General features: G+C 70.2%; 21 protein-coding genes and 2 pseudogenes. 13 read left to right on the top strand and 10 right to left on the bottom strand.

The features are described 5' to 3' along the window. Nucleotides 1-292 precede the first annotated feature (292 nt). Complete coding sequence (locus tag MSPGM_RS07245; RefSeq protein ID WP_003597682.1) at nt 293-1,195, top strand: peptidylprolyl isomerase; 903 nt, start codon at nt 293-295, stop codon at nt 1,193-1,195. A gap of 133 nt (nt 1,196-1,328) precedes the next feature. Then, complete coding sequence (locus MSPGM_RS07240; RefSeq protein WP_003597681.1) at nt 1,329-1,526, top strand: hypothetical protein; 198 nt, start codon at nt 1,329-1,331, stop codon at nt 1,524-1,526. A gap of 144 nt (nt 1,527-1,670) precedes the next feature. On the opposite strand, the pseudogene chrA reads toward MSPGM_RS07240, so the two are convergent. The 5 genes and pseudogenes from chrA to MSPGM_RS07215 all read right to left on the bottom strand — a co-directional run bounded on the left by chrA (nt 1,671) and on the right by MSPGM_RS07215 (nt 7,502). After that, nucleotides 1,671-3,073: pseudogene (gene chrA, locus MSPGM_RS07235) on the bottom strand (chromate efflux transporter). A gap of 2 nt (nt 3,074-3,075) precedes the next feature. Continuing rightward, nucleotides 3,076-3,906 carry a chromate resistance protein ChrB domain-containing protein gene (locus tag MSPGM_RS07230; protein WP_003597677.1) on the bottom strand — a complete coding sequence of 277 codons (831 nt, stop codon included), beginning with the start codon at nt 3,904-3,906 and terminating at the stop codon, nt 3,076-3,078. Nucleotides 3,907-4,148: 242 nt separating this feature from the next. Then, the gene (locus MSPGM_RS07225; protein ID WP_003597675.1) at nt 4,149-4,853 is read right to left on the bottom strand and encodes a uracil-DNA glycosylase; all 705 of its coding nucleotides are present in this window, start codon (nt 4,851-4,853) and stop codon (nt 4,149-4,151) included. A gap of 167 nt (nt 4,854-5,020) precedes the next feature. Beyond that, nucleotides 5,021-6,523, bottom strand: coding sequence for a bifunctional metallophosphatase/5'-nucleotidase (locus MSPGM_RS07220; RefSeq protein WP_003597674.1), 1,503 nt, complete (start codon nt 6,521-6,523; stop codon nt 5,021-5,023). 7 nt (nt 6,524-6,530) lie between these two features. Beyond that, the gene (locus tag MSPGM_RS07215) at nt 6,531-7,502 is read right to left on the bottom strand and encodes a class I SAM-dependent methyltransferase (RefSeq protein ID WP_261926238.1); all 972 of its coding nucleotides are present in this window, start codon (nt 7,500-7,502) and stop codon (nt 6,531-6,533) included. A gap of 191 nt (nt 7,503-7,693) precedes the next feature. On the opposite strand from MSPGM_RS07215, the gene hemH reads away from it, so the two are divergent. The 7 genes from hemH to MSPGM_RS07180 all read left to right on the top strand — a co-directional run bounded on the left by hemH (nt 7,694) and on the right by MSPGM_RS07180 (nt 14,567). Then, on the top strand, nt 7,694-8,764 hold the full coding sequence (hemH, locus tag MSPGM_RS07210; RefSeq protein ID WP_003597669.1) for a ferrochelatase: 1,071 nt from the start codon (nt 7,694-7,696) through the stop codon (nt 8,762-8,764). A 268-nt stretch (nt 8,765-9,032) separates the two neighbouring features. Next, entirely contained in the window at nt 9,033-9,602 is a 570-nt protein-coding gene (locus MSPGM_RS07205) for a F0F1 ATP synthase subunit delta (protein ID WP_003597668.1), read from the top strand. Nucleotides 9,603-9,676: 74 nt separating this feature from the next. Beyond that, on the top strand, nt 9,677-11,206 hold the full coding sequence (gene atpA, locus MSPGM_RS07200; RefSeq protein WP_003597667.1) for a F0F1 ATP synthase subunit alpha: 1,530 nt from the start codon (nt 9,677-9,679) through the stop codon (nt 11,204-11,206). Between the two features lie 185 nt (nt 11,207-11,391). Beyond that, nucleotides 11,392-12,282, top strand: coding sequence for a F0F1 ATP synthase subunit gamma (locus MSPGM_RS07195; protein ID WP_003597666.1), 891 nt, complete (start codon nt 11,392-11,394; stop codon nt 12,280-12,282). Between the two features lie 24 nt (nt 12,283-12,306). After that, nucleotides 12,307-13,764, top strand: coding sequence for a F0F1 ATP synthase subunit beta (atpD, locus tag MSPGM_RS07190; protein ID WP_003597665.1), 1,458 nt, complete (start codon nt 12,307-12,309; stop codon nt 13,762-13,764). Nucleotides 13,765-13,887: 123 nt separating this feature from the next. Further along, nucleotides 13,888-14,139 carry a hypothetical protein gene (locus MSPGM_RS07185; protein WP_003597664.1) on the top strand — a complete coding sequence of 84 codons (252 nt, stop codon included), beginning with the start codon at nt 13,888-13,890 and terminating at the stop codon, nt 14,137-14,139. Nucleotides 14,140-14,165: 26 nt separating this feature from the next. Further along, nucleotides 14,166-14,567 (top strand): F0F1 ATP synthase subunit epsilon, encoded by a 402-nt coding sequence (locus MSPGM_RS07180; protein ID WP_003597663.1) that lies wholly within the window; start codon nt 14,166-14,168, stop codon nt 14,565-14,567. A 97-nt stretch (nt 14,568-14,664) separates the two neighbouring features. On the opposite strand, the gene MSPGM_RS07175 is transcribed toward MSPGM_RS07180, so the two are convergent. The 5 genes from MSPGM_RS07175 to MSPGM_RS07155 all read right to left on the bottom strand — a co-directional run bounded on the left by MSPGM_RS07175 (nt 14,665) and on the right by MSPGM_RS07155 (nt 17,951). Further along, nucleotides 14,665-15,939 carry a CCA tRNA nucleotidyltransferase gene (locus MSPGM_RS07175; RefSeq protein WP_012752469.1) on the bottom strand — a complete coding sequence of 425 codons (1,275 nt, stop codon included), beginning with the start codon at nt 15,937-15,939 and terminating at the stop codon, nt 14,665-14,667. Continuing rightward, nucleotides 15,936-16,193, bottom strand: a complete 258-nt coding sequence (locus MSPGM_RS07170) for a DUF6111 family protein (protein ID WP_003606717.1) — start codon at nt 16,191-16,193, stop codon at nt 15,936-15,938. Before MSPGM_RS07170 ends, MSPGM_RS07175 begins: the two co-directional genes overlap by 4 nt. Before the next feature lie 68 nt (nt 16,194-16,261). Continuing rightward, complete coding sequence (locus MSPGM_RS07165; protein ID WP_003606718.1) at nt 16,262-16,942, bottom strand: CoA pyrophosphatase; 681 nt, start codon at nt 16,940-16,942, stop codon at nt 16,262-16,264. Then, nucleotides 16,939-17,520, bottom strand: coding sequence for a DUF1285 domain-containing protein (locus MSPGM_RS07160; protein ID WP_003606719.1), 582 nt, complete (start codon nt 17,518-17,520; stop codon nt 16,939-16,941). The genes MSPGM_RS07165 and MSPGM_RS07160 overlap by 4 nt, the downstream gene beginning before the upstream one ends. After that, on the bottom strand, nt 17,517-17,951 hold the full coding sequence (locus MSPGM_RS07155) for a PaaI family thioesterase (RefSeq protein ID WP_003606720.1): 435 nt from the start codon (nt 17,949-17,951) through the stop codon (nt 17,517-17,519). The genes MSPGM_RS07160 and MSPGM_RS07155 overlap by 4 nt, the downstream gene beginning before the upstream one ends. 196 nt (nt 17,952-18,147) lie before the next feature. Here MSPGM_RS07155 and MSPGM_RS07150 point away from each other — a divergent pair, with 196 nt between their 5' ends. The 4 genes and pseudogenes from MSPGM_RS07150 to MSPGM_RS07135 all read left to right on the top strand — a co-directional run bounded on the left by MSPGM_RS07150 (nt 18,148) and on the right by MSPGM_RS07135 (nt 25,214). Further along, nucleotides 18,148-19,158, top strand: a complete 1,011-nt coding sequence (locus MSPGM_RS07150; protein ID WP_003606722.1) for an AAA family ATPase — start codon at nt 18,148-18,150, stop codon at nt 19,156-19,158. Nucleotides 19,159-19,169: 11 nt separating this feature from the next. After that, nucleotides 19,170-20,084 (top strand): DUF58 domain-containing protein, encoded by a 915-nt coding sequence (locus MSPGM_RS07145; protein WP_012752468.1) that lies wholly within the window; start codon nt 19,170-19,172, stop codon nt 20,082-20,084. 13 nt (nt 20,085-20,097) lie between these two features. Next, nucleotides 20,098-22,934 (top strand): annotated as a pseudogene (locus tag MSPGM_RS07140) (DUF4159 domain-containing protein). A gap of 189 nt (nt 22,935-23,123) precedes the next feature. Continuing rightward, nucleotides 23,124-25,214, top strand: a complete 2,091-nt coding sequence (locus MSPGM_RS07135; protein WP_003601918.1) for a hypothetical protein — start codon at nt 23,124-23,126, stop codon at nt 25,212-25,214. The last annotated feature ends 55 nt before the right edge of the window (nt 25,215-25,269 follow it).

Raw genomic sequence — 25,269 nt, 5'->3', positions numbered from 1 at the left:
TCAAGCTTTCGCTCCGCTCGACGCTTTTCCGGACCCAAAGTCCCGAAAAGCCCGCTCCGCGCGGCGCTCTTCGCGCCCGACAGGCCGTGCCACCGCTCTTCGCGCGACGGTCTCATCGACCCGCGGTCACGAGACCGCGCGGCCATCAAGGCCACGCTTGCCTTTGCCCGGAAGAGGTTCCACCTGTGTCGCGCTTCGCGGCGCCTGCCGCATTCCCGACGAGCCCCGCGGGACGAAGCCGGACGGCGCTAAACCGGCCCGGCGGGGACGACGCCAAGGAACGACGCTTCCGATGCCGATTCCGTTCTCCCTCCGGCGCGCGAGCGCCCTCGCGCTGATGCTCACCCTGCCGGGCGCCGTCCTGGCTCAGGCGCCTGCGGGCCAGAAGACGCCCAGCGCGCCCGCTCCCATCCCGGCGGCGGTTCCGCCGGAGACGGTGGTGGCGCGGGTCAACGGTCAGGCGATCACCGCCGCCGACCTCGCGATCGCCGCCGAGGATCCGGCGCTGTCGCTGCCGGGCGTCGACGAGGGGGCCAAGCAGAACCTGCTCGTCGATTACATGGTCGATCTCAAGGTCGGCGCGCAGGCGGCCGAATCTGCCAAGGTCGGCGACGCGCCCGAGTTCAAGCGCAAGCTCGCCTACTTCCGCGACAAGCTCCTGCTCGACGACTACCTCGAGCGCGAGGCCAAGAAGGCGGTGACGCCCGAGGCCGCCAAGGCGCTCTACGAACAGACCGTGAAGTCGATGAAGCCCGAGGAGGAGGTGCGGGCCCGCCACATCCTCGTCGAGAGCGAGGACGAGGCGAAGAAGATCGCCGCACGCGTCAAGGGCGGCGAGGATTTCGCCAAGATCGCGGGCGAGGTCTCGAAGGATCCCGGCTCCAAGACCGAGGGCGGCGATCTCGGCTGGTTCAGCCAGGAGCGGATGGTGAAGCCCTTCGCCGACGCCGCCTTCAAGATGACGCCGGGGCAGGTCTCCGATCCGGTGAAGACCCAGTTCGGCTGGCACGTGCTGCGCGTCGAGGAGAAGCGGACGAAGCCCGTGCCGACCTTCGACGAGATGAAGGAGCAGATCGACCAGTACCTCACCCGCAAGGCGCAGCAGGACACGATCGTGAAGCTGCGCGAGGCGGCCAAGGTCGAGCGTGCCGGCAGCACCGCGACGCCGGCCGCGGGTGAGACCAAGAAGCCCTGAGGGAATGGGTAGAGGCCGGCGGGCGCCTAGTCATGCGTCAGTGGCATGTCGGAGCTTCGGTATCTGGTATACCAGATACCGAAGTGCGGTGCGATATAGGGCTCATCGCAACGCAGCAACGGACCTGCCCGCCATGATCGCCCTCGTCGTTCTCGCCGCCGCCATCGCCAACGTGACCCTCGTCGTGCTGCTGGCCGAGCGCTTCGGCTCCGAGGGCGTGCATACCTCCGCCGGTGAACTGACCAGCTTCCAGCCCGTCGCCCGCCCGGCCCATGCTGTCACGCTGGCCAACGAGAACATCGCCGTCACCGCGACCAAGATCGCCGCCTGACACCGGCATACCCGGTCCGATCAGAACCGCCCCCGCGCCTTCAGGCCGGGGGCGGTTTCTTTTTGGGCGCCTTGGTCGCCGTGCGATCGGCCGCCAGCTCCTACGGCGGCCATCGTGCCGGCAATCGCGTTCCGTGAAGCCGCGCTACACGGCACCGACGAGGTGCAGGACAACGCCGGCCGCCGCACTGGCCAGCAGCGTCTGGACCACGCCGGCCTTGAACCGGAACACCGCCAGCACCGCCGCCGCCGCGAGCATGAGGGCCCAGGGGTTCAGGCTCGACAGAATCGGTAGGTCAAACCGGATCGGCCCGGCCGTGAACGGTCGCGTCTCAGCGAAGATGGTGTGCAGCGCGAACCAGACCGCGAGATTGAGGATCACGCCCACCACCGCAGCCGTGATCGCCGAGAGCGCACCGGCCAGCGCCCGGTTTCCGCGCAGGCGCTCGACGTAAGGGGCGCCGACGAAGATCCAGAGAAAGCAGGGCGCGAAGGTCACCCAGGTGGTGAGCAGCCCCCGAGCGTGCCGGCGACGAGCGGCGGCAACGCGCCAGGTGCCCGGTAGGCGGCCAGGAACCCCACGAACTGCGTCACCATGATGAGCGGGCCGGGCGTGGTTTCGGCCATACCGAGGCCGTCGAGCATCTCGCCGGGCTTCAGCCAGCCGTAATGCTCCACCGCCTGCTGAGCGACGTAGGAGAGCACCGCGTAGGCGCCCCCGAAGGTCACCATCGCCATCTTGGAGAAGAATACCGCGATGTGGCTGAAGACGTCGTCCGGTCCGAGGGCGAGCAGGAGGGCAGCGACCGGCACAAGCCAGATCGCACCCCAGGTCAGCAGCATCCGCAGCGTGTGCCCGGCGGCGGCCCGCTCCTGCGGAAGCTCGTGATCGTCGAGCAGGAAGGGACCCTCCACGACCTTGCCGCCGGCCCCGTGCCCACCGGCCTTGAACTGCGGCAGCCCGGCCCGGCCGCCGAAGTAACCGATGACGCCCGCCGTCAGCACGATCAGCGGGAAGGGCACGTTGAGGAAGAAGATCGCCACGAAGGCCGCTGCGGCGAGCCCAAGCATCACGGGACCCTTGAGCGCCCGTTTGCCGATGCGGATCACAGCCTGGAGCACGATGGCGAGCACCGCCGCCTTCAAGCCGAAGAACAGGCCCGCGATGAACCCGACGTTGCCGTAGAGAGCATAGACCCAGCTCAAGCCCATGATGGCAACGACGCCCGGAAGAACGAACAGCCCGCCCGCGACGAGCCCGCCGCGGGTGCCGTGCATTAGCCAGCCCACGTAGGTGGCGAGCTGCTGCGCCTCCGGCCCCGGCAAGAGGGTGCAGAAGTTCAGGGCGTGCAGGAACCGGTTCTCGGAGATCCAGCGCTTCTCCTCGACCAGGATGCGATGCATGATCGCGATCTGCCCGGCCGGGCCGCCGAACGAGAGCGCAGCGATGCGGGCCCAGACCGGCACCGCCTCGGCCAGGGTCACGGGCAGCGGCGCTTCCGAGGCGGCCGCGCCGGGCTCGGTCTGAATGCGTGCCGTCGCGGCCATGGTCAGGCTCTCTCCTTGGGCTTGTTGGTCGGCCAGTTATGCGTCTCCTCCGTGGCGTCGCGGCACCAGCGGTAGAAGGCGTCGTAGAGGAGCATCCCGGCGTCGAGCTGGGCGAGGTCGTCCGCGTAGATGCGCGACAGGCCGAGCGAGGCCGCGAGCAGGCCGGCGGCCTCGGGTGCGAGATCCGGCCGCCCCGTGTCGGCCCCGCGCACGAGGGTCGCGAGGTGCAGGAGCGGCGGCGTGGCGAGGCCGAGCTCCTCGACCATGACATCGAAGGTGCAGAGATCGCCCCGGTGGCTCCAGAAGGTGCCGGGGTCGTCGATGTCGAACGGGGCGGCCTCGAACCGTTCCGCAACTCCGACAACCTCGCTCGGCGGCACAAAGAGAAAGACCGCGTCCGGATCGACGAAGCGGCGGATGAGCCATGGGCAGGCGATGCGGTCGACCTTGGGCCGTGCGCGCGTGACCCAGACGGTGCGGCCCTGCGCGTCGCGGTTGCGGATCTTGTCGGCCGGAACCATGGGCCGTTCGGCGGCCGCCCAATCCGCCAAGCCGCCTTGGAGCGCCTCGGCGTCGACGCCGGCGCTGCGCAGCCAAGCGGCGACCCCATGGCTGTTCCGACGCCCATCCTCGCACACGACCACGACCGACCTGCCGCGCAGTCGGGGCGCCCACTCGGCGACTCGGTCGGGTGCCCGGGCCAGGGAGCCCGGCACATGGCGCTGGTTGGCGAGGAACGCCTTGTCGGTGCGCACGTCCACAATGGCCGGGCAGCCGGGAGTGCCGATCAGGCGCGCAAGTTTTTCAACGGAGATGGTGGTGAGCGTAGCCATGGCGCGTCCTTGCAACCAGTGCAGTAGGGACGCGATGCTTTGGCCTTAGCCTCGTGAGGAGATCGCCTTCCCCATAGGCCGTAGGGATACCGGCGATAGGGGTGCTGTCAAGCGGGGCGTGCGCTGGCTGTGCCCGCTTCCTATGGTCCGCTTTCCGTCCGAACCGGTCTTGCGCCTGTGCCCGCTCGAAGGCCCGAGAAGGGCGCCAGGCAGGCCCTCGCATCGTCGCGACGATCTCGGCTTCAGCCCTCACCCAGCCGCCAGTCGATCGGCGCGCGGCCCTGCGCTTCGAGCCACGCATTCGCCCGGTCGAACGGCCGCGAGCCCGGAAAGTCGCGGGCGCGGTTGAGCGGGGAGGGGTGGCCCGAGGCGATGACGCCGTGGCGGCTGGTGTCGATCAGCGCCTCGCGGGCGCGGGCCTGGGCGCCCCAGAGCAGGAACACCGCCGGCGCGTCGCGGGCGGAGACGGCTTCCACCGCCTCGTCGGTGAGCTGCGACCAGCCGAACCGCAGATGCGCGCCGGACTTGCCGGCCTCCGTCGTGAGCGCCGCGTTCAGAAGCAGCACCCCGCGCTCCGCCCAGGGCGTGAGGTCGCCGGTCGAGAGGTCGGGCTTTTCCCCCTCGGGAGCGAGTTCGGCCAGGATCACCTTGAGCGAGGCCGGCAGGCGGCGCGGGCCGACATAGGAGAAGGCGAGCCCGTTGGCGTCGCCCGGCGTGGGGTAGGGATCCTGGCCGAGGATCACCGCCTTCACGGCGGGCAGGGGCGTCAGCGTCAGCGCCCGGAAGATCGCAGCGGGCTCCGGCAGCACTGTCGCCCCGGATGCGACGCGCGCATCGACCTTTTTCGCGACCCGATCCGCCGCCCCCTCTCGGAAGAAGGGCAGGTCGAGCCAGGGGGAGCCGCTGGCGCGGAAGGCGGCAAGTGCGGCCTCGACGGGTCCGGTCACGTGAAGTCCCCTCTCATACCAAATCCGTTTGATCCCTTCGGGATGGCGGATTTGGGCTTCGGTGGGATCCCATCGCGCTGGCGCGATGGGTGCCCTCCTCAAGCGCCGCGCGGGCTGACCGATACGGTTCCCGCTTTGATCAAGCAGAAACCGTATCAGGCCGGTTTTCACGGCAGCAGCCGAATCCGCCCTCCGGTCTCGGCCGGCAGCGGCGCGTGGGTGCGGATATAGGCCATCACCTCGTTGGCGAGCAGCCGCCCGTCGGTGCCGCCGATCAGGACGTGGCCCTTCGCCAGCATCCCGTAATCGTTGCCGCCGCGCAGCATGAAGTCGTTGGCGGCCACACGGTAGATGCGGGCGTCGTCCAGGGGGGCGCCGTCGATCGTCGCGGACACGACGCGCCGGCCCGGCGGCGCGTTCGGGTCGAGCGTCACCACCATTCCCGAGAGTTGCAGGAACCGGCCCGAGGGGCGGCCGAGATCGCGAAACCCATTCTCCAGGGCCTCGCGCAGGGTCGCCCCGTCGATCGCCACGAGCACGGTGGTGTTGCCGAAGGGCAGTTCGCTGAGGATGTCGCGCCGCGTCAGGCTGGTGCCCGCCGGGTAAAGCCGGTCGCCGCGGATGCCGCCGCCGTTCATCAGGCCGATCTCGGCCTCGGTGCCCACCCGCACCGCGTCGGCGACGAGATCGCCGAAACTCGCTTCCCGCACCCGCACCGAGGCGATCCGGCTGTCGAGCGCGCCTTGCGTCGTGCCGATCACGACGTCGAGCTCCCGCGACAGCTCGCCCCCGAGCCGTCGCACCACGGCGAGCGTGTCCGGATCGGGCGTCACCTCGGCGGTGTCGTGGATGCGGAAGGCGGCGCGCCAGCGCACCGGCCCATCACCGGTCCCCGTGACGAAGACATCGACCGCGGTGACGTAGTGGGCGTCGTGGCTCGATTCGACCATCACCGTCTGCCCGTCGTCGCGCACGACGAGGTCATGGTCGTGGCCCGAGAGCAGGATATCGACGAGGCGCGCCCGCACGATCGCGTCGTCGGTCACCCGCGCGGTGTGGGCGATCCCGACGATCATCTGCGCCCCGGCCTTGCGCAGGGCGTCCGCCTCGCGTGCCAGGGTCTCGATCTCGGGGCCGAAGCGTAAGGTCCCGGATTGCGATTTTTCCGGCGTCGCCTGCAGGGCGATGCCGACGAGGCCGACGCGGATGCCGCCGAGTTCGATCAGCCGCGTATCCTCGATGCCGGGCAGTTGTCGGCCGTCCGCCCCGCGCAGGTTGGCGGCGAGAAAGGGGAAGCGGGCCTCCCTCCGGCGCTCGGCGAACACCGCGGGGCCGAAATCGAACTCGTGATTGCCCGGCACGAACACGTCGGGGGGTGCCAGATTCAAGAGTTCGACGATATGCGCGCCCCGGTCGAAGCCCGACATCAGCGAGGGCGAGAAGCTGTCGCCGGCATGCGCGTAGAGCAGCGGCACGCCGCGGGCGCGCTCGGCCTTCACCACCGCGTTGAGCCGGGCAAAGCCGCCGCGCCCCTCCACCGCGTCCATCGCGTAGATGTCGTTGACGAGGAGCAGGGTGAAGGTCGGCGTGCCGGCCAGCGCGCCGCTGCTGCCGGCTGCGAGGAGACCCGCGCCGAGGCCGACGACGGTCTCGCGGCGGCTCGGGCGCATCACCGGCTCAGCGCTTGGTGAGCCCGTCCTTGCTTATCCCGTCCCGCACCGCCTTAGCGTTGCGCCGCAGCGCCGGCCAGATCCAGGCGCCCGAGGCGAAGTAGAGCCCCGCCGACATCGGCTTCAGATCGACGGCGAGCCGGTCGGCGAGGCCGGGATTTTTCAGCGGCACGGCGGGCGCATCGGTCTTGCGGTAGACCACCGTGGTGTCCTCGCGCCAGTACTCGGTATGCGGCACGAGGCCGGCGCGGCGGGCCAGCAGGTCGAAGGTCTCGCGCACGTAGCCGTGGACATGGGCGAAGTGGAAGCGCTCGTGCGGCGGCTTGCCGGTGGCGGCCATGTTCGGCACCGCCGCGTAGAGGATGCCGTCGGGCTTCAGCCAGCCGGCCAGCCGCTCCATCGTCTCGGCCGGGTTGCGCAGATGCTCCAGCACGTGGTGCGTCGAGATCACGTCGAAATGGCCGGCGGGGAAGCGGTTCGGGTCCTCGGCCTCGTCGAGCACCTCGACGCCGTGATGCGTCCGGGCGAAGGTCGCGTAGTCGCGGCCCGGCTCGACGCCGATCACCTCGCAGCCGCGCCGTTTGGCCTCCGCCAGGAACTCGCCGGAGCCTGAGCCGAAATCGAGCAGCTGCGCGCCCGCCTTCAGTTTCGGCGCCAGCAGGTCGGCGCGGAACGTCGCCTCGCGGGCCGAGCGGTTGAGGTGGTGGCGCGGCGGCCCGCCCGCGAAGGCGAGCTGGTAATCGGCGCGGTAGGCGGTCGAATAATATTCGGCCAGCTCGTCCGGCGTCGGCATCGGGTCAGTGCGGATCAGGCCGCATTGCAGGCAGGCGATCGAGCGCAGGGTCTTGAGCCGCCGGTCGGTCTCGGCCACGGTGACGGCGTCGCGGCATCCGCACAGGTTGCACGCGGCCGGCGCCCCCTCGTAGGGGTAGCCGGTGAACGGCACGAAGTGCTTCAGGAAGTAGCGGGGGGACGGCATGTCGCGCTGGCCTCCGGAGCGATTTCGGGCAAAGGGTTTGCCGAGATTCGGGCCGGACTCCCCGCAAGAGTGTTCTCTCTCGGGTGAGCCTTGGCCTTGAAAAGCCGCCTGCTCTAGATCGAACGGCCGGTCCGCACAACCGGATCGCTTGCCGCATTGAGGGAGGCGGGGAGCCCGTGACCGGAAACCCGATGAACGAACGCGTCGAACCTCACACCCTCCTGCGCGATCCCGTGCCGGTCGCGCCCACCACCCTGCCGCCCGACCACCCGGCGGTGCGGACCGGCCGCGTCGGCGTGCTGCTGATGAATCTCGGCACCCCCGAGGGCACGAGCTACTGGCCGATGCGCCGCTATCTCAAGGAGTTCCTCTCCGACCGCCGGGTGATCGAGGTGCCGCGGCTGATCTGGTGGCCGCTGCTCAATCTCATCATCCTGACCAAGCGGCCGGGGCCGAAGGGCCGCGACTACGCCAGCATCTGGAACAACGAGCGCGACGAGGGTCCGCTCAAGACGATCACCCGCGGCCAGTGCGAGAAGCTCCAGGCGGCGATGGGTGATTCCGTCGTGGTCGATTGGGCGATGCGCTACGGCAAGCCGGAGGTGTCCTTGCGCATCCAGGCGCTGCTGGACCAGGGCTGCGACCGCATCCTGCTGGTGCCGCTCTACCCGCAATACGCGGCGGCGACCTCGGCCACCGCCTGCGATCAGGCCTTCAAGGCCCTGATGCAGATGCGCTGGCAGCCGACCGTGCGGGTCTCCCCACCCTACCACGACGATCCCGTTTACATCGAAGCCATGGCCCAATCGATCCGCGAGGGGCTGGCCAAGCTCGATTTCGAGCCGGAGGTGATCCTCACCTCGTTCCACGGCGTGCCCAAGAGCTACCTGCTCAAGGGCGACCCCTACCATTGCCAGTGCCTCAAGACCGGCCGGCTGATCCGCGAGGCGATGGGCTACACGCCGGAGCGGATGCGGGTGACCTTCCAGTCGCGCTTCGGCAACGAGGAATGGCTCAAGCCCTATACCGACGAGACCGTGCAGGCGCTGGCCAAGTCCGGCGTCAAGCGCATGGCGATCGTGGCCCCGGGCTTCACCGCCGACTGCCTGGAGACGTTGGAGGAACTCGACGGCGAGAACCGCCACTATTTCGAGGAGAACGGCGGCGAGAAATACGCCTTCATTCCCTGCCTCAACGACTCCGACCTCGGCATGCGGGTGATCGAGAACGTGGTGCGTCGGGAATTGCAGGGCTGGATCTGACGGGGCTCGGACGGGGCTCGACGAACGCCGCGCAGGGTCCGTCGTGATCCCGCGCGGCGGTTCGCCATGCCGCGAAAGCGCTCCATCATCGCCCTAACGTTGCCTTGCGCCCCCTCGGAACGCATGCTAGGCGACAGCCGCGCCGCGGGGAGACCGATCAAGGCCTTCCGAGCCCGGTGCAATTCCAATCCCCACGGGTCTCACGCCGTCGCCGCAAGGCGAGTTCGAGCATGAGGGGCCGGCGGGCAAGGACAAGAGAGAGCGACGGGTGGCGCAGAACGGTTCCGAGGGTCCCCTGTTGGCCGGTGTGGCGGGCCGCTACGCGTTGGCCCTGTACGAACTGGCTCACGATCAGGGTCAGGTCGATGACGTCGCGAAGAACCTCGACGCGTTCGACGCACTCTATCGCGAGAGCGACGACCTGCGCCGCCTCGTGCGGAGCCCGGCCTACTCGGCCGCGGAGCAGACGGCTGCCGTGGGCGCCCTGCTCGATCGGGCGGGAATCTCGGGCCTGGCCGCCAACTTCATCAAGCTCACGGCCGCCAACCGCCGCCTCTTCGCCCTGCCGGGCATGATCCGCGCCTATCGCGAGAAGGTGCGTGAGTCCAAGGGCATCATCCGCGCCGAGGTCCGCGTCGCCGAGAAGCCCTCGGACGCGGTGATCGAGGACATCAAGGCCTCGCTGCGCGACGTCGCCAAGAGTGAGATCGATCTCGATCTCCATATCGACCCGAGCCTGATCGGCGGCATCGTCGTCAAGATGGGCTCGCGCATGGTCGACGCCTCGCTCCGGACCAAGCTCAACAGCATTCGCCTCGCCATGCGGGAAGCCCGCTGAGCGGTCTCGATCAGACCCTCGCGAACCTCCCGACAGCCGAACAGACAGCCCCAGACCTTTAAAGAGGCCCGACGATGGACATCCGCGCCGCCGAGATCTCCGCGATCCTGAAAGAGCAGATCAAGAATTTTGGCCAGGAGGCCGAGGTCACGGAAGTCGGGCAGGTGCTCGCGGTCGGCGACGGCATCGCCCGCGTCTACGGCCTCGACAACGTCCAGGCCGGTGAGATGGTCGAGTTCGAGTCGGGCGTGCGCGGCATGGCCCTCAACCTCGAGCAGGACAATGTCGGCGTCGTGATCTTCGGCTCCGACCGTGAGATCAAGGAAGGCCAGACCGTCAAGCGGACCGGCTCCATCGTGGACGTGCCGGTCGGCAAAGGCCTGCTCGGCCGCGTGGTCGACGGCCTCGGCAACCCGATCGACGGCAAGGGCCCGATCCAGTCGACCGAGCGTCGCCGCGTCGACGTGAAGGCGCCGGGCATCATCCCGCGCAAGTCGGTGCACGAGCCGATGTCCACCGGCCTCAAGGCGATCGACGCCCTGATCCCGGTCGGCCGCGGCCAGCGCGAGCTGATCATCGGCGACCGCCAGACCGGCAAGACCGCCATCGCGCTCGACACCATTCTCAACCAGAAGTCGGCCCATGCCGGTGCGGACGAGAACGCCAAGCTCTACTGCGTCTACGTCGCCATCGGCCAGAAGCGCTCGACGGTGGCCCAGTTCGTGAAGGTGCTGGAGGACCAGGGCGCCCTGGAATACTCCATCGTCATCGCCGCCACCGCCTCGGACGCCGCGCCGATGCAGTTCATCGCGCCGTTCGCCGGCTGCGCCATGGGCGAGTATTTCCGCGACAACGGCATGCACGCCGTGATCGTGTATGACGACCTCTCCAAGCAGGCCGTCGCCTACCGCCAGATGTCGCTGCTGCTGCGCCGCCCGCCGGGCCGCGAGGCTTACCCGGGCGACGTGTTCTACCTCCACTCGCGCCTGCTCGAGCGCGCCGCCAAGATGGGCGACGCGGCCGGCAACGGATCGCTCACCGCGCTTCCGGTGATCGAGACCCAGGCCAACGACGTCTCGGCCTACATCCCGACCAACGTGATCTCGATCACCGACGGCCAGATCTTCCTCGAGACCGACCTGTTCTACCAGGGCGTCCGCCCGGCGGTGAACGTCGGCCTCTCGGTCTCGCGGGTGGGCTCCTCGGCCCAGACCAAGGCGATGAAAAAGGTCGCCGGCAAGATCAAGGGTGAGCTGGCGCAGTACCGCGAGATGGCGGCCTTCGCGCAGTTCGGCTCGGATCTCGACGTCTCGACCCAGCGTCTGCTCAACCGCGGCGCGCGCCTCACCGAGCTCCTGAAGCAGCCGCAATTCTCGCCGCTGAAGATGGAAGAGCAGGTCGCGGTGATCTACGCCGGCGTCAACGGCTACCTCGACAAGCTTCCGGTGGGCAAGGTTCGCGCCTTCGAGGAGCAGCTCCTCGGCACCCTGCGCTCGAAGCACCAGGATTGGCTGAACGCGGTGCGTGACTCCAAGGACCTGTCGGACGCCAACGCCAACACGCTCAAGGGCGTGGTCGAGGCCACCGCCAAGTCGTTCGCTTAAGAACAAGCGTTCGCCTGAGAACACGCCGTTCGCCTGACGAACGCACGTCCCTTCCCGCCCGCGGGAGGGGACAGGGGTCGGGCGGTGCCGGACGAAGCTTCCGGCGCCGCTTGAGCCACCCCGACCTCCGGCTCCTCCCCGCAGGGTGAGGAGAGGCCCTTCCGAACGGACCCGGACGCCCACCGATGCCCAGCTTGAAGGATCTGCGGAACCGCATCACCTCGGTGAAGGCGACGCAGAAGATCACCAAGGCGATGCAGATGGTCGCCGCCGCAAAGCTGCGGCGCGCCCAGAATGCCGCCGAGAACGGGCGTCCCTACGCCGAGAGAATGGCCCAGGTGCTCGGCAATCTCGCCGGCAACCTGATCGGCGGCGTCGGCGCTCCGCGCCTGCTCTCCGGCACGGGTCAGGACCGGGTGCACCTGCTCGTCGTCTGCACCGGCGACCGCGGCTTGGCCGGCGCGTTCAACTCCTCGATTGCGCGTCTCGCCCGCGACCATGCCAACCGGCTGATGGCCGACGGCAAGACCGTCAAGATCATGACGATCGGCAAGAAGGGCCTCGACGTCCTGCGCCGGCAGTTCCGCGACCAGATCATCGCCTCGCGTGACATCCGCGGCAACAAGCCGGTCGATTACCCCTTCGCCGCCGAGATCGCCGACGACATCCTCGCCCGCTTCGAGGCCGGCGAGTTCGACGTCGCGACGCTGTTCTACTCAGAGTTCCGTTCGGTGATCTCGCAGATCCCGACGGCGCAGAAGCTCATCCCGGCCGAGCTGCCGACGGCCGAGGGCGCTTCCGCCACGGGCGCCGGCTCCGATGCCGCGATGGAATTCGAGCCGAACGAGGAGACGATCCTCGAGACGCTGCTCCCGAAGAACCTCACCGTCCAGATCTTCCGGGCGCTGCTCGAGAACGCCGCCTCCGAGCAGGGCGCACGCATGAGCGCCATGGATTCGGCGACCCGCAACGCGGGCGAGATGATCAAGAAGCAGACGCTGATCTACAACCGGACGCGTCAGGCCATGATCACCAAGGAACTCATCGAGATCATTTCGGGCGCGGAAGCGCTCTGACCGCCGCATAAAGGAATCATCGCAATGGCGAACACCGCTTCCCCCCTGCAGACGACCGGCGCCAAGGGCAAGATCACCCAGGTCATCGGCCCCGTCGTGGACGTGCAGTTCGACGACCACCTGCCGGAAATCCTGAACGCGCTCGAGACCCGGAACCAGGGCAGCCGCCTCGTTCTCGAAGTCGCCCAGCAGCTCGGTGAGAACACCGTCCGCTGCATCGCGATGGACACCTCCGAGGGCCTCGTCCGCGGCCAGGAAGTCCGCGACACCGGCGCGCCGATCAAGGTGCCGGTCGGCCACAACACGCTCGGCCGCATCATGAACGTCATCGGCGAGCCGATCGACGAGGCCGGCCCGATCCAGTCGGACACCCTGCGCGCCATCCACCAGCCCGCCCCGCCCTACACCGATCAGTCGACCGAGTCGCAGATCCTGGTGACCGGCATCAAGGTCGTCGACCTGCTCGCCCCCTACGCCAAGGGCGGCAAGATCGGCCTGTTCGGCGGCGCCGGCGTCGGCAAGACCGTGCTGATCATGGAGCTGATCAACAACATCGCCAAGGTTCACTCGGGCTACTCGGTCTTCGCCGGCGTGGGCGAGCGCACCCGCGAGGGGAACGATCTCTACCACGAGATGATCGAGTCCAACGTCAACAAGAACCCCAAGGAGAACGGCGGCTCGGCCGAGGGCTCCAAGTGCGCGCTGGTCTACGGCCAGATGAACGAGTCCCCCGGCGCCCGCTCGCGCGTCGCGCTCACCGGCCTGACCATCGCCGAGGACTTCCGCGACCAGGGCCAGGACGTGCTGTTCTTCGTGGACAACATCTTCCGCTTCACCCAGGCCGGCTCCGAGGTCTCGGCGCTGCTCGGCCGCATCCCCTCGGCGGTGGGCTATCAGCCGACGCTCTCCACCGACATGGGCGCCCTGCAGGAGCGCATCACCACGACGACCAAGGGCTCGATCACCTCGGTGCAGGCGATCTACGTCCCGGCCGACGACCTGACCGACCCGGCGCCCGCCGCCTCCTTCGCCCACTTGGACGCGACCACGACGCTGTCGCGCTCGATCGCCGAGAAGGGCATCTACCCGGCCGTCGATCCGCTCGACTCGACCTCGCGCATGCTGTCGCCCGCCATCCTCGGCGAAGAGCATTACGAAGTCGCCCGTAAGGTCCAGCAGACGCTGCAGCGCTACAAGTCGCTTCAGGACATCATCGCCATCCTCGGGATGGACGAGCTGTCGGAAGAGGACAAGCTGACGGTGGCCCGCGCCCGCAAGATCGAGCGCTTCTTCTCGCAGCCCTTCTCGGTGGCCGAGATCTTCACCGGCTCGCCGGGCATCCAGGTGCCGCTGGAAGACACCATCAAGGGCTTCAAGGGCCTCGTCGAAGGCAAGTACGACGACCTGCCCGAGGCGGCGTTCTACATGGTCGGCACGATCGAGGACGCCCAGGAAAAGGCCAAGAAGCTCGCGGCCGCCTAAGGCATCATCCCGAAAGGTGGTTACCGGCTTTCGGAACAAGATGATGCAAGAACAAAAGGTTAGAGCATTGTCCTGGATCCGATATCCAGGACAATGCTCTAAGGCACGGGCGCGGGAACGATCGTGAACGCCAAGGTCGTTCTCCTTCTCGTCGGCGTCGTGGTCGGGGGCCTCGTCGGCTACCTGACCCGGCCGCAGGCCGCCGAGCTCAAGCTCGGCCCGCTCAGCGTCGAGATCCAGGACAAGGACTCGGCGGTGGGCGCACGCGGCGGAGAGCTGACCACCGGCCAGCTCCAGCATGTCGGGCTGTTCGCCCTGATCGGCGCCGTGATCGGCTTCGGAGCAGGCTTCGTCGCCGACCGCAGCCGGCGCTGACATCCAACCTCGGGACCTGATTGACGATGGCCACCTTCCACTTCGATTTCGTCGGCCCCGAGCGGACGCTGTATTCCGGCGAAGTCGAGGCCGTGCAGCTTCCCGGCTCCGAGGGCGAGATGACCGTGCTGCCGGGCCACGCCCCGGTGCTGACCACCCTCAAGGTCGGCGTCATCACCGTCACGGAGACGACCGGCAACGGTATGCGCATCTACGTCCAGGGCGGCTTTGCCGATATCGGACCGAAGAGCGTGACGGTTCTGGCCGAGCGCGCCGCCCCGATCGAGGAGGTCACCCCCGGCATGATCGACCGGGAGATCGAGGCGGTGGAACTCGTCCGCGACGCGACCCAGGATCTCGCCAAGCGCGAGGCGCTGAACGCCCAGATCGTTCAGATGCAGGAAGCCAAGAACACGCTGAGCCGCTGATTTTCGTCAGAGCTTCGGATTTCGGAAGGCGCTGGGAAACCGGCGCCTTTTTTGTTTTTGCGCCCGGGTCGTGCGCTGACGCTGCCGGGAGGGCCGGCTATGGCGCTGCCGCGGCTTCCAGCGCCCGCGCGATCAGCCGCTCGCGTGCCTCCGCGTCGTCCGGGCATCCGCTGGCGAGCCAGAGGTCCCGGGCCGCCCGCAACCCTGCACCGACCGCCCGACCCGGTGCGACGCCGCGCGCCACGAGATCGGCGCCTGTGACCGGGAGGACGGGGCGCGTGCCGGCGGCTTCCATCCGGTCGAGCATGGCACGCGCCGCCGGTGTCACGCGCGGGCGCGGCTCGCCGTCGAGGGCGATCAGCAACTCACGCAGGGGCCCGGCGCCATAGGTGGCGACGAGAGCCGGCACCGCGTCGGCCTCGATCACCGGCCGGTCGTGCAGGGCCGCGAGGGCGATGGCGTAGCCGGTGAGGCGCGCGTGCTCGGCCCGCGACAGACGAAGGCTCGCCTGCAGCCGGTCCGCGTCCTCGCTCGTCCGCACCGCGAGCGCGGCGAAGCGCGCCGTGGCGTCGACGCCCAGCTCGGTCGTCGCGCAGCGGGAGAGCCGGCCCAGTTCGCCGACACCGCCGAGGATGCGCGGCAGTAGGCCGGTCTCGCTCAGGATCGCCACCGCATCGACGGCGCGGGGCGCCAGCAGCAGCTTCAGGAACTCGGCGCGCACCCGCTCCCGCGAGAGCCGGTCGAGGCTGTCGCGGGCGGCGATGGAGGCGGCGAGTCCCTCCGCATCCGGTGCGCCGCTCCCGTAGCGGGCGTGGAAGCGGAAGAAACGCAGCAACCGCAAGGCATCTTCGCGCAGGCGGGTCGCCGCGTCGCCGATGAAGCGCACCCGGCCGGCGGCGAGGTCGGCGACACCCCCGGTCGTGTCGTGCAGGCGTCCCTCCGCGTCGAGCGAGAGGGCGTTGATGGTGAAGTCGCGCCGCTCGGCATCGCGAGCGAAGTCGCGGCCGAAACGCACCACCGCGTGTCGCCCGTCGGTCTCCACGTCCTCGCGCAGGGTCGTCACCTCGTGCGGCTCGCCGCCGACGACGAGGGTGACGGTCCCGTGCTCGATCCCCGTGCCCACCGCCTTGATCCCGGCGGTGCGGGCGCAGGCCATCACGGCCTCGGGCCGCAGCGTGGTGGCAAGGTCGATGTCGGCGACGATGGTGCCCAGCAGCGCGTCGCGCACGCAGCCACCGACGAGACGCGTTTCCTCGCCCGGCGCATCGAGCGCCGCGAGGCAGGCTTGCACGCCCGCCCGCGCCAGGAGGCGGGCCGGGCCGTCCGCGACCAGCGGCGGGGCAACGGATGAGGGCAGCGGGTCGGTGGTCATCGGAAATGGCCCGGCACCAGCCGGCCGTTCTCGAAGCGCGGCAGCTCGTAGCCGTCGTGGGTGCGCTGCCCGAGCAGGCCGACCGCGACGAGGGAGGCGATGACGATGAACAGACCGGCCAGGATCAGCCGCGTCCAGTGCGGCTTCCACTCGGCATGGTCGAGCGGCGAGCGCCGGGCGAACAGCAGCCAGCCCGCGAAGGCCAGGAAGGGCAGGGAGAACAGGAAGATTTCCTGAAGGACGAGGCGGAGCATGGATGGCGCAATCTGCGAGGGGCCGTGGGGCGCCCGTCAAGCGTCGAGGCGTTCAGGGATCAAGACGTTCAGGGATAAAGGCGTTCTTGGAGGTTGTGCACGATCCCTGCCGTGACGCCCCAGATCAGGTGCTCGGCGAAGGGGATGGCGTAGAAATAGCGCGTCCGGCCCTTCCATTCCGCCGAACGGACGAGATGCCGCGCCGGGTCCATGAGGAAGGCGAGCGGCACCTCGAACACGGCGGCCACCTCCGCCGGGTTCGGCCGCAGCACGGCGTCGCGCGCCACGAGCCCGACCACCGGCATCACGAGGAAGCCGGTGCCCGAGAGATAGGGATCGAGATAGCCGAGCGGGCGCACGGCGTCGCTCTCAAGCCCGATCTCCTCCCAGGCCTCGCGCAAAGCCGTGTCGATCGGCGTGGTGTCCTCGGGATCGACCTTGCCGCCGGGAAAGGCGACCTGCCCCGAATGGTCGCGCAGATGCGCCGCCCGCTTCGTGAACAGCAGCGTCGGCCCCTCGGGACGGTCGATCACAGGCACCAGCACCGCCGCCGGCCGGTGCGGCGTGGCCGGCGCAACGGAAAACCCCTCCGGCTGGAGGTCGTGGTCGCCGCGCGGGTTCGACAGCGGCACGCCCGGCCCCGGCGGCACGTGGCTCAAGCGGGTTTCCGCCCGCGCCAGGAAGGCGTCGAGGCCGAAATCCTCCGCGAGCCCGTCCGCCACGGGCCCGGCCGCCTGGGACAGCCTCACGCCGCCTCGGCCGGGGCGATGCGGTGGAAATGCCCTCCGGCCCAGAGCCCGAACCACCTCTGTCCGTCGATCTCGCACTCCTCGCCCATCTCCACGAGATCGTAGGTGAGGGGGCGGGTGACCAGGGCCCAGAGGTCGCGGCGGACATGGAGGTAGGGCTTGAGGCCCTCCGCCCCGTTCTCGAAGCGCAAGCGATGCTCGGCATCGGCCGAGACGAGGTCGTCCACATTGGTGCGGAAAGCGATGCGGCGGCCTTCGCCCTCGCCCTCCACCGCCATCTCCACGGCCGCGAATGCCGCGTCCTCGACGGTGATGCGGACTTTCTCGGCCGGTGTGACGAGCACGGTCGAGCCGTCGGGCTCCTTGCGCAGGATCGAGGCGAAGAGCTTGACCAGCTTCGGCCGCCGGATCGCCGAGCCGTCGTGGAACCACGTGCCGTCGGCGGCGATGCGGATGTCGATCGTGCCGCAATGCTCCGGATTCCAGCGCTCCACCGGCGGCAGGCCGCGTTTGCCGATCTCGCCGAGGGCGGCGCTGAGGCGGGCGAGCGCCGGATCGTCGGGGGTGCTCTGGGTCATGACTTGTCGCCGGGCTTGTCCCGCAAAACCTTCCAGATTCCCGTCACCGCCGCCAGAGGCCGGCCGCCGCTGGTGAGCGTGCCGCGCACGAAGACGAGGGACGCGGTCTTCCGCACGATCTCCGGCACCGTCTCGATCAGGTCGCCGATCTGGGCCGCGCCGACGAACTGGCTCGACATCTCGATCGTCACGGCGCGGGCCCCGTCGCAGGCGTCGCGCACGACGATGCTGAGCGCCCGGTCGGCGAAGGTGAGCAGCATGCCGCCATGGACGATGCCGACGAGGTTGCCGTGCCGCTCGTCGGTGCGGAAGGCGAACGCTTTCGTGCCCTCGACCGTCCGGTGATAGACCGGCCCGACATGGGCGATGAAGCCCGGATCGGTGAAAGCCTCCCACCCCTCGGGGAAGGCCGTGCGCTCCTCGTCCGTCATCCGGTCTCGCCTTCCTCGGGGCGGGTGCGTGCCGCCCGCGATGCACGATGTCGCGGGCGTCCTGCCCGCCGCGTCTGGAGCGCCCATATAGTGCCGATCTGCCGCGCGGCAGCGCCGCGCTTGCGTTCGGCCCGCGTTCGGCGCCAGACTCCGCACTTTCCGGGCCTCCGCGCCCGGCCATCGCAAGGTTCACTTCATGGCACAGGGCGCCGGATCGGCCAGCACGACGAGCCTCGACGACGGGATCGTCGCCACCGCCGAAACCTGCCTCGCCGCGATCGAGCAGGCGCGGGAGGCGATCCACGGGGTCATCTTCGGGCAGGAAAAGATCGTCGATCTGGCGCTGGTCACGATCCTGGCCGGCGGCCACGGCTTGCTCGTCGGCCTGCCGGGTCTAGCCAAGACCAAGCTGGTCGAGACGCTGGGCACCGTGCTCGGGCTGGATGCCCGCCGCGTGCAGTTCACGCCGGACCTGATGCCCTCCGACATCCTCGGCACCGAGATCCTCGACGAGGATGCCGAGCGCCGCCGCTCCTTCCGCTTCGTGAAGGGGCCGGTCTTCACCCAGCTCCTGATGGCCGACGAGATCAACCGCGCCAGCCCGCGCACGCAATCGGCGCTGCTCCAGGCGATGCAGGAGCATTTCGTCTCGGTGGCGGGCGAGCGCCACGACCTGCCGCGCCCCTTCCATGTGCTGGCGACGCAGAACCCGATCGAGCAGGAGGGCACCTACCCGCTGCCAGAGGCGCAGCTCGACCGCTTCCTCCTGGAGATCGATGTCGGCTATCCCGACCGCGCCGCCGAGCGCCGCATCCTGATCGAGACGACCGGCGTCGAGGACGCGCGGGCCAAGACCGTGATGACCACCGAGCAATTGCTCACGGCCCAACGCCTCGTGCGGCGCCTGCCGGTGGGCGATGCCGTGGTCGATGCCATCCTCGACCTCGTGCGCTCGGCCCGTCCCGAGGGCGGCGATCCGGCGGTTGCCAAGAAGCTGCTCTGGGGGCCGGGCCCCCGCGCCAGTCAGGCGCTGACACTGGCCGTGCGTGCCCGCGCGCTGATCGAGGGCCGCGTCGCCCCCTCCGTCGCCGACGTGAAGGCCCTGGCCGAGCCGGTGCTCAAGCACCGCATGGCGGTGACCTTCGCCGCGCGGGCTGACGGCGAGACGGTGACCGGCCTGATCGGCCAGCTCGCCGCGAAGCTCTGAGCCCGCCGCGGATGGCCTCCACCCGGCTCGTCGAGGCCGAGAGCCGCCGCCCCGGCGGCCCCGAGACCGGGGGCGCCCTGGCGCTCGCCGAGGTGATGCCGCGGCTCGTGCTCGAATCGCGCCGCGTCTCCGGCACCCTGGCGCACGGCCTGCACGGACGCCGCCGCGCGGGGCCGGGCGAGAGCTTCTGGCAGTTCCGCCCCTTTGTGCCCGGTGAGGCGGCGGCGCGCGTCGACTGGCGCCGCTCCGCCCGCGACGACCGGCTCTATGTGCGTGAGCGCGAGTGGGAGGCGGCTCACAACATCTGGATCTGGATCGACCGCTCCGCCTCCATGGGCTTCGCCTCAAGTCTCGCCCAGACCTCCAAGATCGAGCGGGCGCTGGTGCTGGGCTTGGCGCTGGCCGACACCTTCGTGGAGGGCGGCGAGCGCGTCGGCCTGCTCGGGCTCACCCGTTCCAGCGCGACGCGCGGCATCGTGGAGCGGCTTGCCCAGGCGCTCGTCAACGACCGGGCCGGCCTGACCCAGGATCTGCCGCCGGGAGCGACGCCCGGCCGGTTCGACGAAGTGGTGCTGATCAGCGATTTCCTCACGCCGCTGGATCGGGTGCGGAGTGCCGTGCAGACGATCTCGGCGCGCGGCACCCACGGCCATCTCGTGCTGGTGGCCGATCCGGTGGAGGAGACCTTCCCCTTCACCGGCCAGGCGGTGCTGCACGATCCCGAGGGCGGCCTCAGCCTCGATATCGGTGAGGCCTCGGCCTGGGGCGAGGCCTATCGCACCCGCATCGCGGCCCATCGCGATGGCCTGTCCGAGATCGCCCGGCAGCGGGGCTGGACGCTGACGATCCACCGGACCGACCGGCCGGCGAGCGAGGCGGCCCTGCGGCTGCTGACTCTCGTCGCCGCCGCGCGCGGCCTCGGCTGAAAGGCGAAGCGCATTGTTCGGAGTTCCGCTCACCTTCGCCGCTCCCCTCGCGCTGGCCGCCCTCGTCGCGCTGCCGGCCCTGTGGATCCTGCTGCGGGTCACGCCGCCGCGCCCGCAGCGCATCCACTTCCCGCCGCTGGCGCTGATGGCCGACCTGCTGCCGAAGCGCGAGACGCCGGCCCGCACGCCGCCCTGGCTCCTGATCCTGCGGATGCTCGCTGCCGCCTGTCTCATCCTCGCCGTGGCCGGGCCGGTGTGGAATCCCGGCGGCATCGGCGCTGCGTCGGGGCGCAACCCGCTGCTCCTCATCCTCGACAACGGTGTCGTCGCCGCCCACGACTGGCGCGACCGCCTGCGCGCGGCGACCGACGAGATCGAGGCCGCCGCCCGCGACGGTCGCCCGGTGGCGCTGGTCGCCAGCGCAGAGCCCGCCGCGCCGTTCGAGGCGAAGGCCCCGGCCGCTGCGCTGGAGCGCCTGCGCGCGATCAAGCCGCGCCCGCATCTCGGTGACCGCGGGGCGCACCTGGCCTCGATCGGCACCTTCCTGGAGCGGGTGCCCGGCGCCTCGATCGTCTGGATCAGCGATGGCGTGCGCGGCGTCGGCGAGGCCGATTTCGCCACGTCCCTCGGCGAGATGGCGGCCCGCCACGGCAGCGCGGTGACCGTGCTGAAGGCCGAGCGATCCCCGGCGCTGGCGCTCGAAGGCTCCCCCGTGCAGCCGGGCGAAAAGCTCTCGGCGCAGGTGTTGCGGGCCGAAGGCAACGGCCGCGACGCGGGGCTGGTGCGGGCGCTCGACCAGAAGGGCCTGCCGCTCGCCGAGAGCCGCTTCACCCTGGAGCCGGAGGCGCGTGAGACCCGTGTCAGCTTCGACCTGCCGGTGGAGCTGCGCAACGCCATCGCCCGCCTCGAGATCGAGGGCGAGCGTTCGGCCGGCGCCGTGGTGCTGATGGACGAGCGCGGCAAGCGCCGCCGGGTCGGCCTCGTCTTCGGCGGCACCCTCGATCAGGCCCAGCCGCTGCTCGCGCCGACCTACTACCTCGCCAAGGCGCTCACCCCCTTCGCCGACGTGCAGCAGCCCCGCGGCGGCCAGGGCACGGCCGAGTCCATCGGCCAGATGCTCGACAATCAGGTCTCGGTGCTGGCGCTCGCCGATGTCGGCGCGCTGGACGAGCGCACCCTCGCGCGGGTCGAACAATTCGTGGACGAGGGCGGGCTGTTGTTGCGCTTCGCCGGTCCCCGGCTTGCCGCCGGCAACGACCCGCTCGTGCCGGTGCGCCTGCGCCGGGGCGGGCGCTCGCTCGGTGGCACCCTCTCCTGGGACCGGCCGCGCACGCTCGCGGCCTTTGCCCCGAGAGCCCCTTCGCCGGCCTGAACCCGCCGGCTGATATCGGCGTGCGCCGCCAGATCCTCGCCGAGCCCGACGGCGACCTGCCGGGCAAGACCTGGGCGGCACTCGAGGACGGCACGCCCATCGTCACAGCGCAGAAGCGGGGGCAGGGGCTCGTGGTGCTGTTTCATGTGACCGCCGACACGACGTGGTCGAACCTGCCGCTGTCGGGCCTGTTCGTGGACATGCTGCGCCGGGTGGTCGGGCTCGCCGGCCCCTCGGCCAAGCTCGGCGAGGGCGACGGCCGGCCGGCGAAGGCCGCGCTGCTGGCGCCGCGCCTGACCCTCGACGGCTTCGGTGCGCTCGGCTCGCCGCCGGCGAGCGCCACGGCCGTGCCGGCCGATTTCGCCGACCGCGCCGGCCCCGAACACCCGCCCGGCTTCTACGGCACGGCGGAGGGCGGCATCGCCGTCAACGCGCTGGCGCCCGGCGACCGGCTCCAACCCCTCGACCTCACCGGCCTCAAGGGCGCCCGCACGGGTTCGCTCGCGGGCGCCGAGACGCTGGATCTGCGCGCGCTGCTGTTCACCCTCGCGCTGGCGCTGCTGGCGCTCGACACCCTGGCCGGCCTCTGGCTCGGCGGATTTTTTCGCAAGTTCGGTCGAGTTTCACACGGGAAGGCGGCGCCGGCCGCCCTGCTTCTGCCGGCGCTGCTCGGCCTTGCGCTGGTCTTCGCCCCGCCTCCGGCACGGGCGCAGGAATCACCGGCCAACCGCCCGAACGGCATCGAATCGGCGCTGGCCACCCGCCTCGCCTTCGTCGTCACCGGCGACGCCGCGACGGATACGGCGAGCCGGGCGGGCCTGTCGGGCCTGAGCCAGATGCTCGCCGCCCGCACTGCCCTGGAGCCCGGCGAGCCGGCGGGGCTGAATCCGGAGAAGGACGAACTCGCCTTCTACCCGCTGATCTACTGGCCGATCGTCGCCGGCCGTCCGCAGCCGAGCGAGGCGGCGATCCGCAAGATCGACGCCTTCATGCGCAACGGCGGCACGGTGATCTTCGACACCCGCGATGCCCAGACCGCCCGCCCCGGCGGCCCGCCGAGCCCGGAAGCGGCCTACCTGCGCAAGATGCTCGCGACCCTCGAAGTGCCGGAGCTGGAGCCGGTGCCGGCCGACCACGTGCTCACCAAGGCGTTCTACCTGGTGGATTCCTTCCCTGGCCGCTTCGGTACCGGCCAGACCTGGGTCGAGACGATTCCGCCCGCGGGCGAGGGCGGCGAGCGCCGTCCGGCTCGGGCCGGCGACGGCGTCACCCCGCTTATCATCACCGGCAACGATCTCGCCGCCGCCTGGGCGGTCGGCCGCAACGGCGAGCCGCTCTACCCCGTCACCGGCGGCGACCAGCGCCAGCGCGAGATGGCGTTCCGCGGCGGCATCAACATCGTGATCTACACCCTGACCGGGAACTACAAGGCCGATCAGGTCCACGTGCCGGCGTTGCTGGAGCGGTTGGGACAGTGATTTTTTCCGCGCGACGTTCCGACATCGCCCTCTCCCCTCTGCGGGAGAGGGTGGCCCCCGAAGGGGTCGGGTGAGGGGAGCGCCGCTTCCGGAAGGGCCTGAGCCGGCCCCTCTCCCGCCTGCTCCGCAGGCACCCTCCCCCGCAGAGGGGGGAGGGATTCTCGTAGTTTCCACTGAAGGCCCCGCCCGATGCTGAGCCTCAGCTTCACGCCCCTCGTCCCCTGGTCGGTGCTCGCCGGATTCGGCGTGCTCGCCGTGATCCTTGCCGTCGTCGCGGTCCTCGCGCGTGGGCGCACGGCCCTGTTGCGGGCGGTGGCGCTCGGCCTCGTCATCGCGGCGCTCGCCAATCCCTCGCTCGTGCGCGAGGACCGCGACCCGGTGAAGGACGTGGCGGCCATCGTCGTCGATCGCTCCGGTTCGCAAAGCTTGGGCGATCGCCCGGCCATGACCGATGCGGTGAAAGCCGAGCTGGAACGCCGCTTCGGCGCGCTGGCGAACATCGAGCCCCGCTTCATCGAGGTCGGCGACGCCCAGGGCGGGGAGGGCGACGACGGCACCAAGCTGTTCACGGCGCTGACCCAGTCGCTCGCCGACGTGCCGCCGGAGCGGATCGCCGGCGTGGTGATGCTCACCGACGGCGTGGTGCACGACATCCCCGCCTCGCTCGAAGCGCTCGGGCTGAAAGCACCGCTGCACGTTCTCGTCACCGGCAGGCCGGACGAGCGCGACCGTCAAATCAAGATGCTGGAGGCGCCCCGCTTCGGCATCGTCGGCCGGGACGTCACCTTGCGCGGCGAGGTGATGGAGCGCGGCGGCACCGGCACGGCGACCGTCACCGTGCGCCGCGACGGCGAGGAGATCGACCGGCAGAGCATCGCCACCGGCGTGCCGTTCTCGCTCACCACACATATCGAGCATGGCGGCCCCAACGTGGTCGAGATCGAGGTCGAGCCGCTGCCGGGCGAGCTGACCACGGTCAACAACCGCGCCGTCCTGCCCATCGAAGGAATTCGCGAAAAACTGCGGGTGCTGCTCGTCTCCGGCGAGCCGCATCAGGGCGAGCGCACCTGGCGCAACCTGCTGAAGTCGGACGCCTCCGTCGATCTCGTCCACTTCACCATTCTCAGGCCGCCGGAGAAGCAGGACGGCACCCCGATCTCCGAGCTCTCGCTGATCGCCTTCCCGACCCGCGAGCTGTTCGTCCAGAAGATCAAGGATTTCGACCTCATCATCTTCGACCGCTACGCCAATCAGAGCGTGCTGCCGTCCGCCTATTTCGACAACATCGCCCGCTACGTCCGCGAGGGCGGTGCGCTCCTCATCGCCGCCGGGCCGGAATTCGCCGGTCCCGCCAGCCTTGCCCGCACCCGGCTCGCCTCGATCCTGCCGGGCGATCCCTCGATGAAGGTGGTCGAGCAGCCGTTCAAGGCGACGCTCACCGAGACCGGCCACCGCCACCCCGTCACCCGGGCGCTGCCGGGCTCGGAGGCGAATCCGCCGGCCTGGGGCGACTGGCTGCGCATCGTCTCGGCCCAGACCCGGCCGGGCGTGCAGCCGATCCTGTCGGGCGCCAACGGCCTGCCGCTCCTGGCCCTTTCCCGCGAAGACAAGGGCCGCGTCGCTCTGATGCTGTCCGATCAGGCTTGGCTCTGGGCCCGCGGCTACCAGCAGGGCGGCCCCTATCTCGACCTGCTGCGGCGTCTCGCCCACTGGCTGATGAAGGAGCCCGCGCTCGAAGAGGAGGCCCTGCGTGCCCAGACCACGGGCCGGGGCCGCGAGGTCCGCGTCGAGCGCCAGACCATGGCCGAGGAGGCAGGCCCCGTCACGATCACCGGTCCGACCGGCAAGGAGCGCAGTCTCGACCTGTCGAAGGCCGAGACCGGCCTGTTCACCGCGACCTTCGAGGCGGAGGGGCTCGGGCTCCACACCATCCGCTCGGGCAACCTCGTCGCCTTCGTCAGTGTCGGCCCGGCCAACCCGCGCGAACTCGCCGACGTGTTCAGCGATACCGACCGGCTGAAGGGCGTGGCGGACGGCTCCGGCGGTACGGTGCGCCGGGTCGCGGCGGCCGGCGGCGGCATCGAGGTGCCCCGCCTCCAGATCACCCGCGGCGGCCGACTGGGCGGCGCCGACTGGATCGGTTTCCGTCCGAGCGACAGCGCCACGATACGCGGCGTCGAGGTCTATCCCCTCGGCATCGGCCTGTGGGCGCTGGTGGCGCTTGCCGCCGCCGTGCTGGCGATGTGGCTGGTCGAGGGACGGCGCGGCCGCGCGGCGTAGCGGAAGTGACGACCGGCAGGGCGGCTGTCGTCACGGCCGTTTTAGGAATCGGCGG

The organism is Methylorubrum sp. GM97, assembly GCF_024347855.1.
GTDB classification, from domain to species: Bacteria; Pseudomonadota; Alphaproteobacteria; order Rhizobiales; family Beijerinckiaceae; genus Methylobacterium; species Methylobacterium extorquens.
Note: the sequence above shows the minus strand (reverse complement) of the source record. Positions and strands in the feature narration are given on the sequence as shown.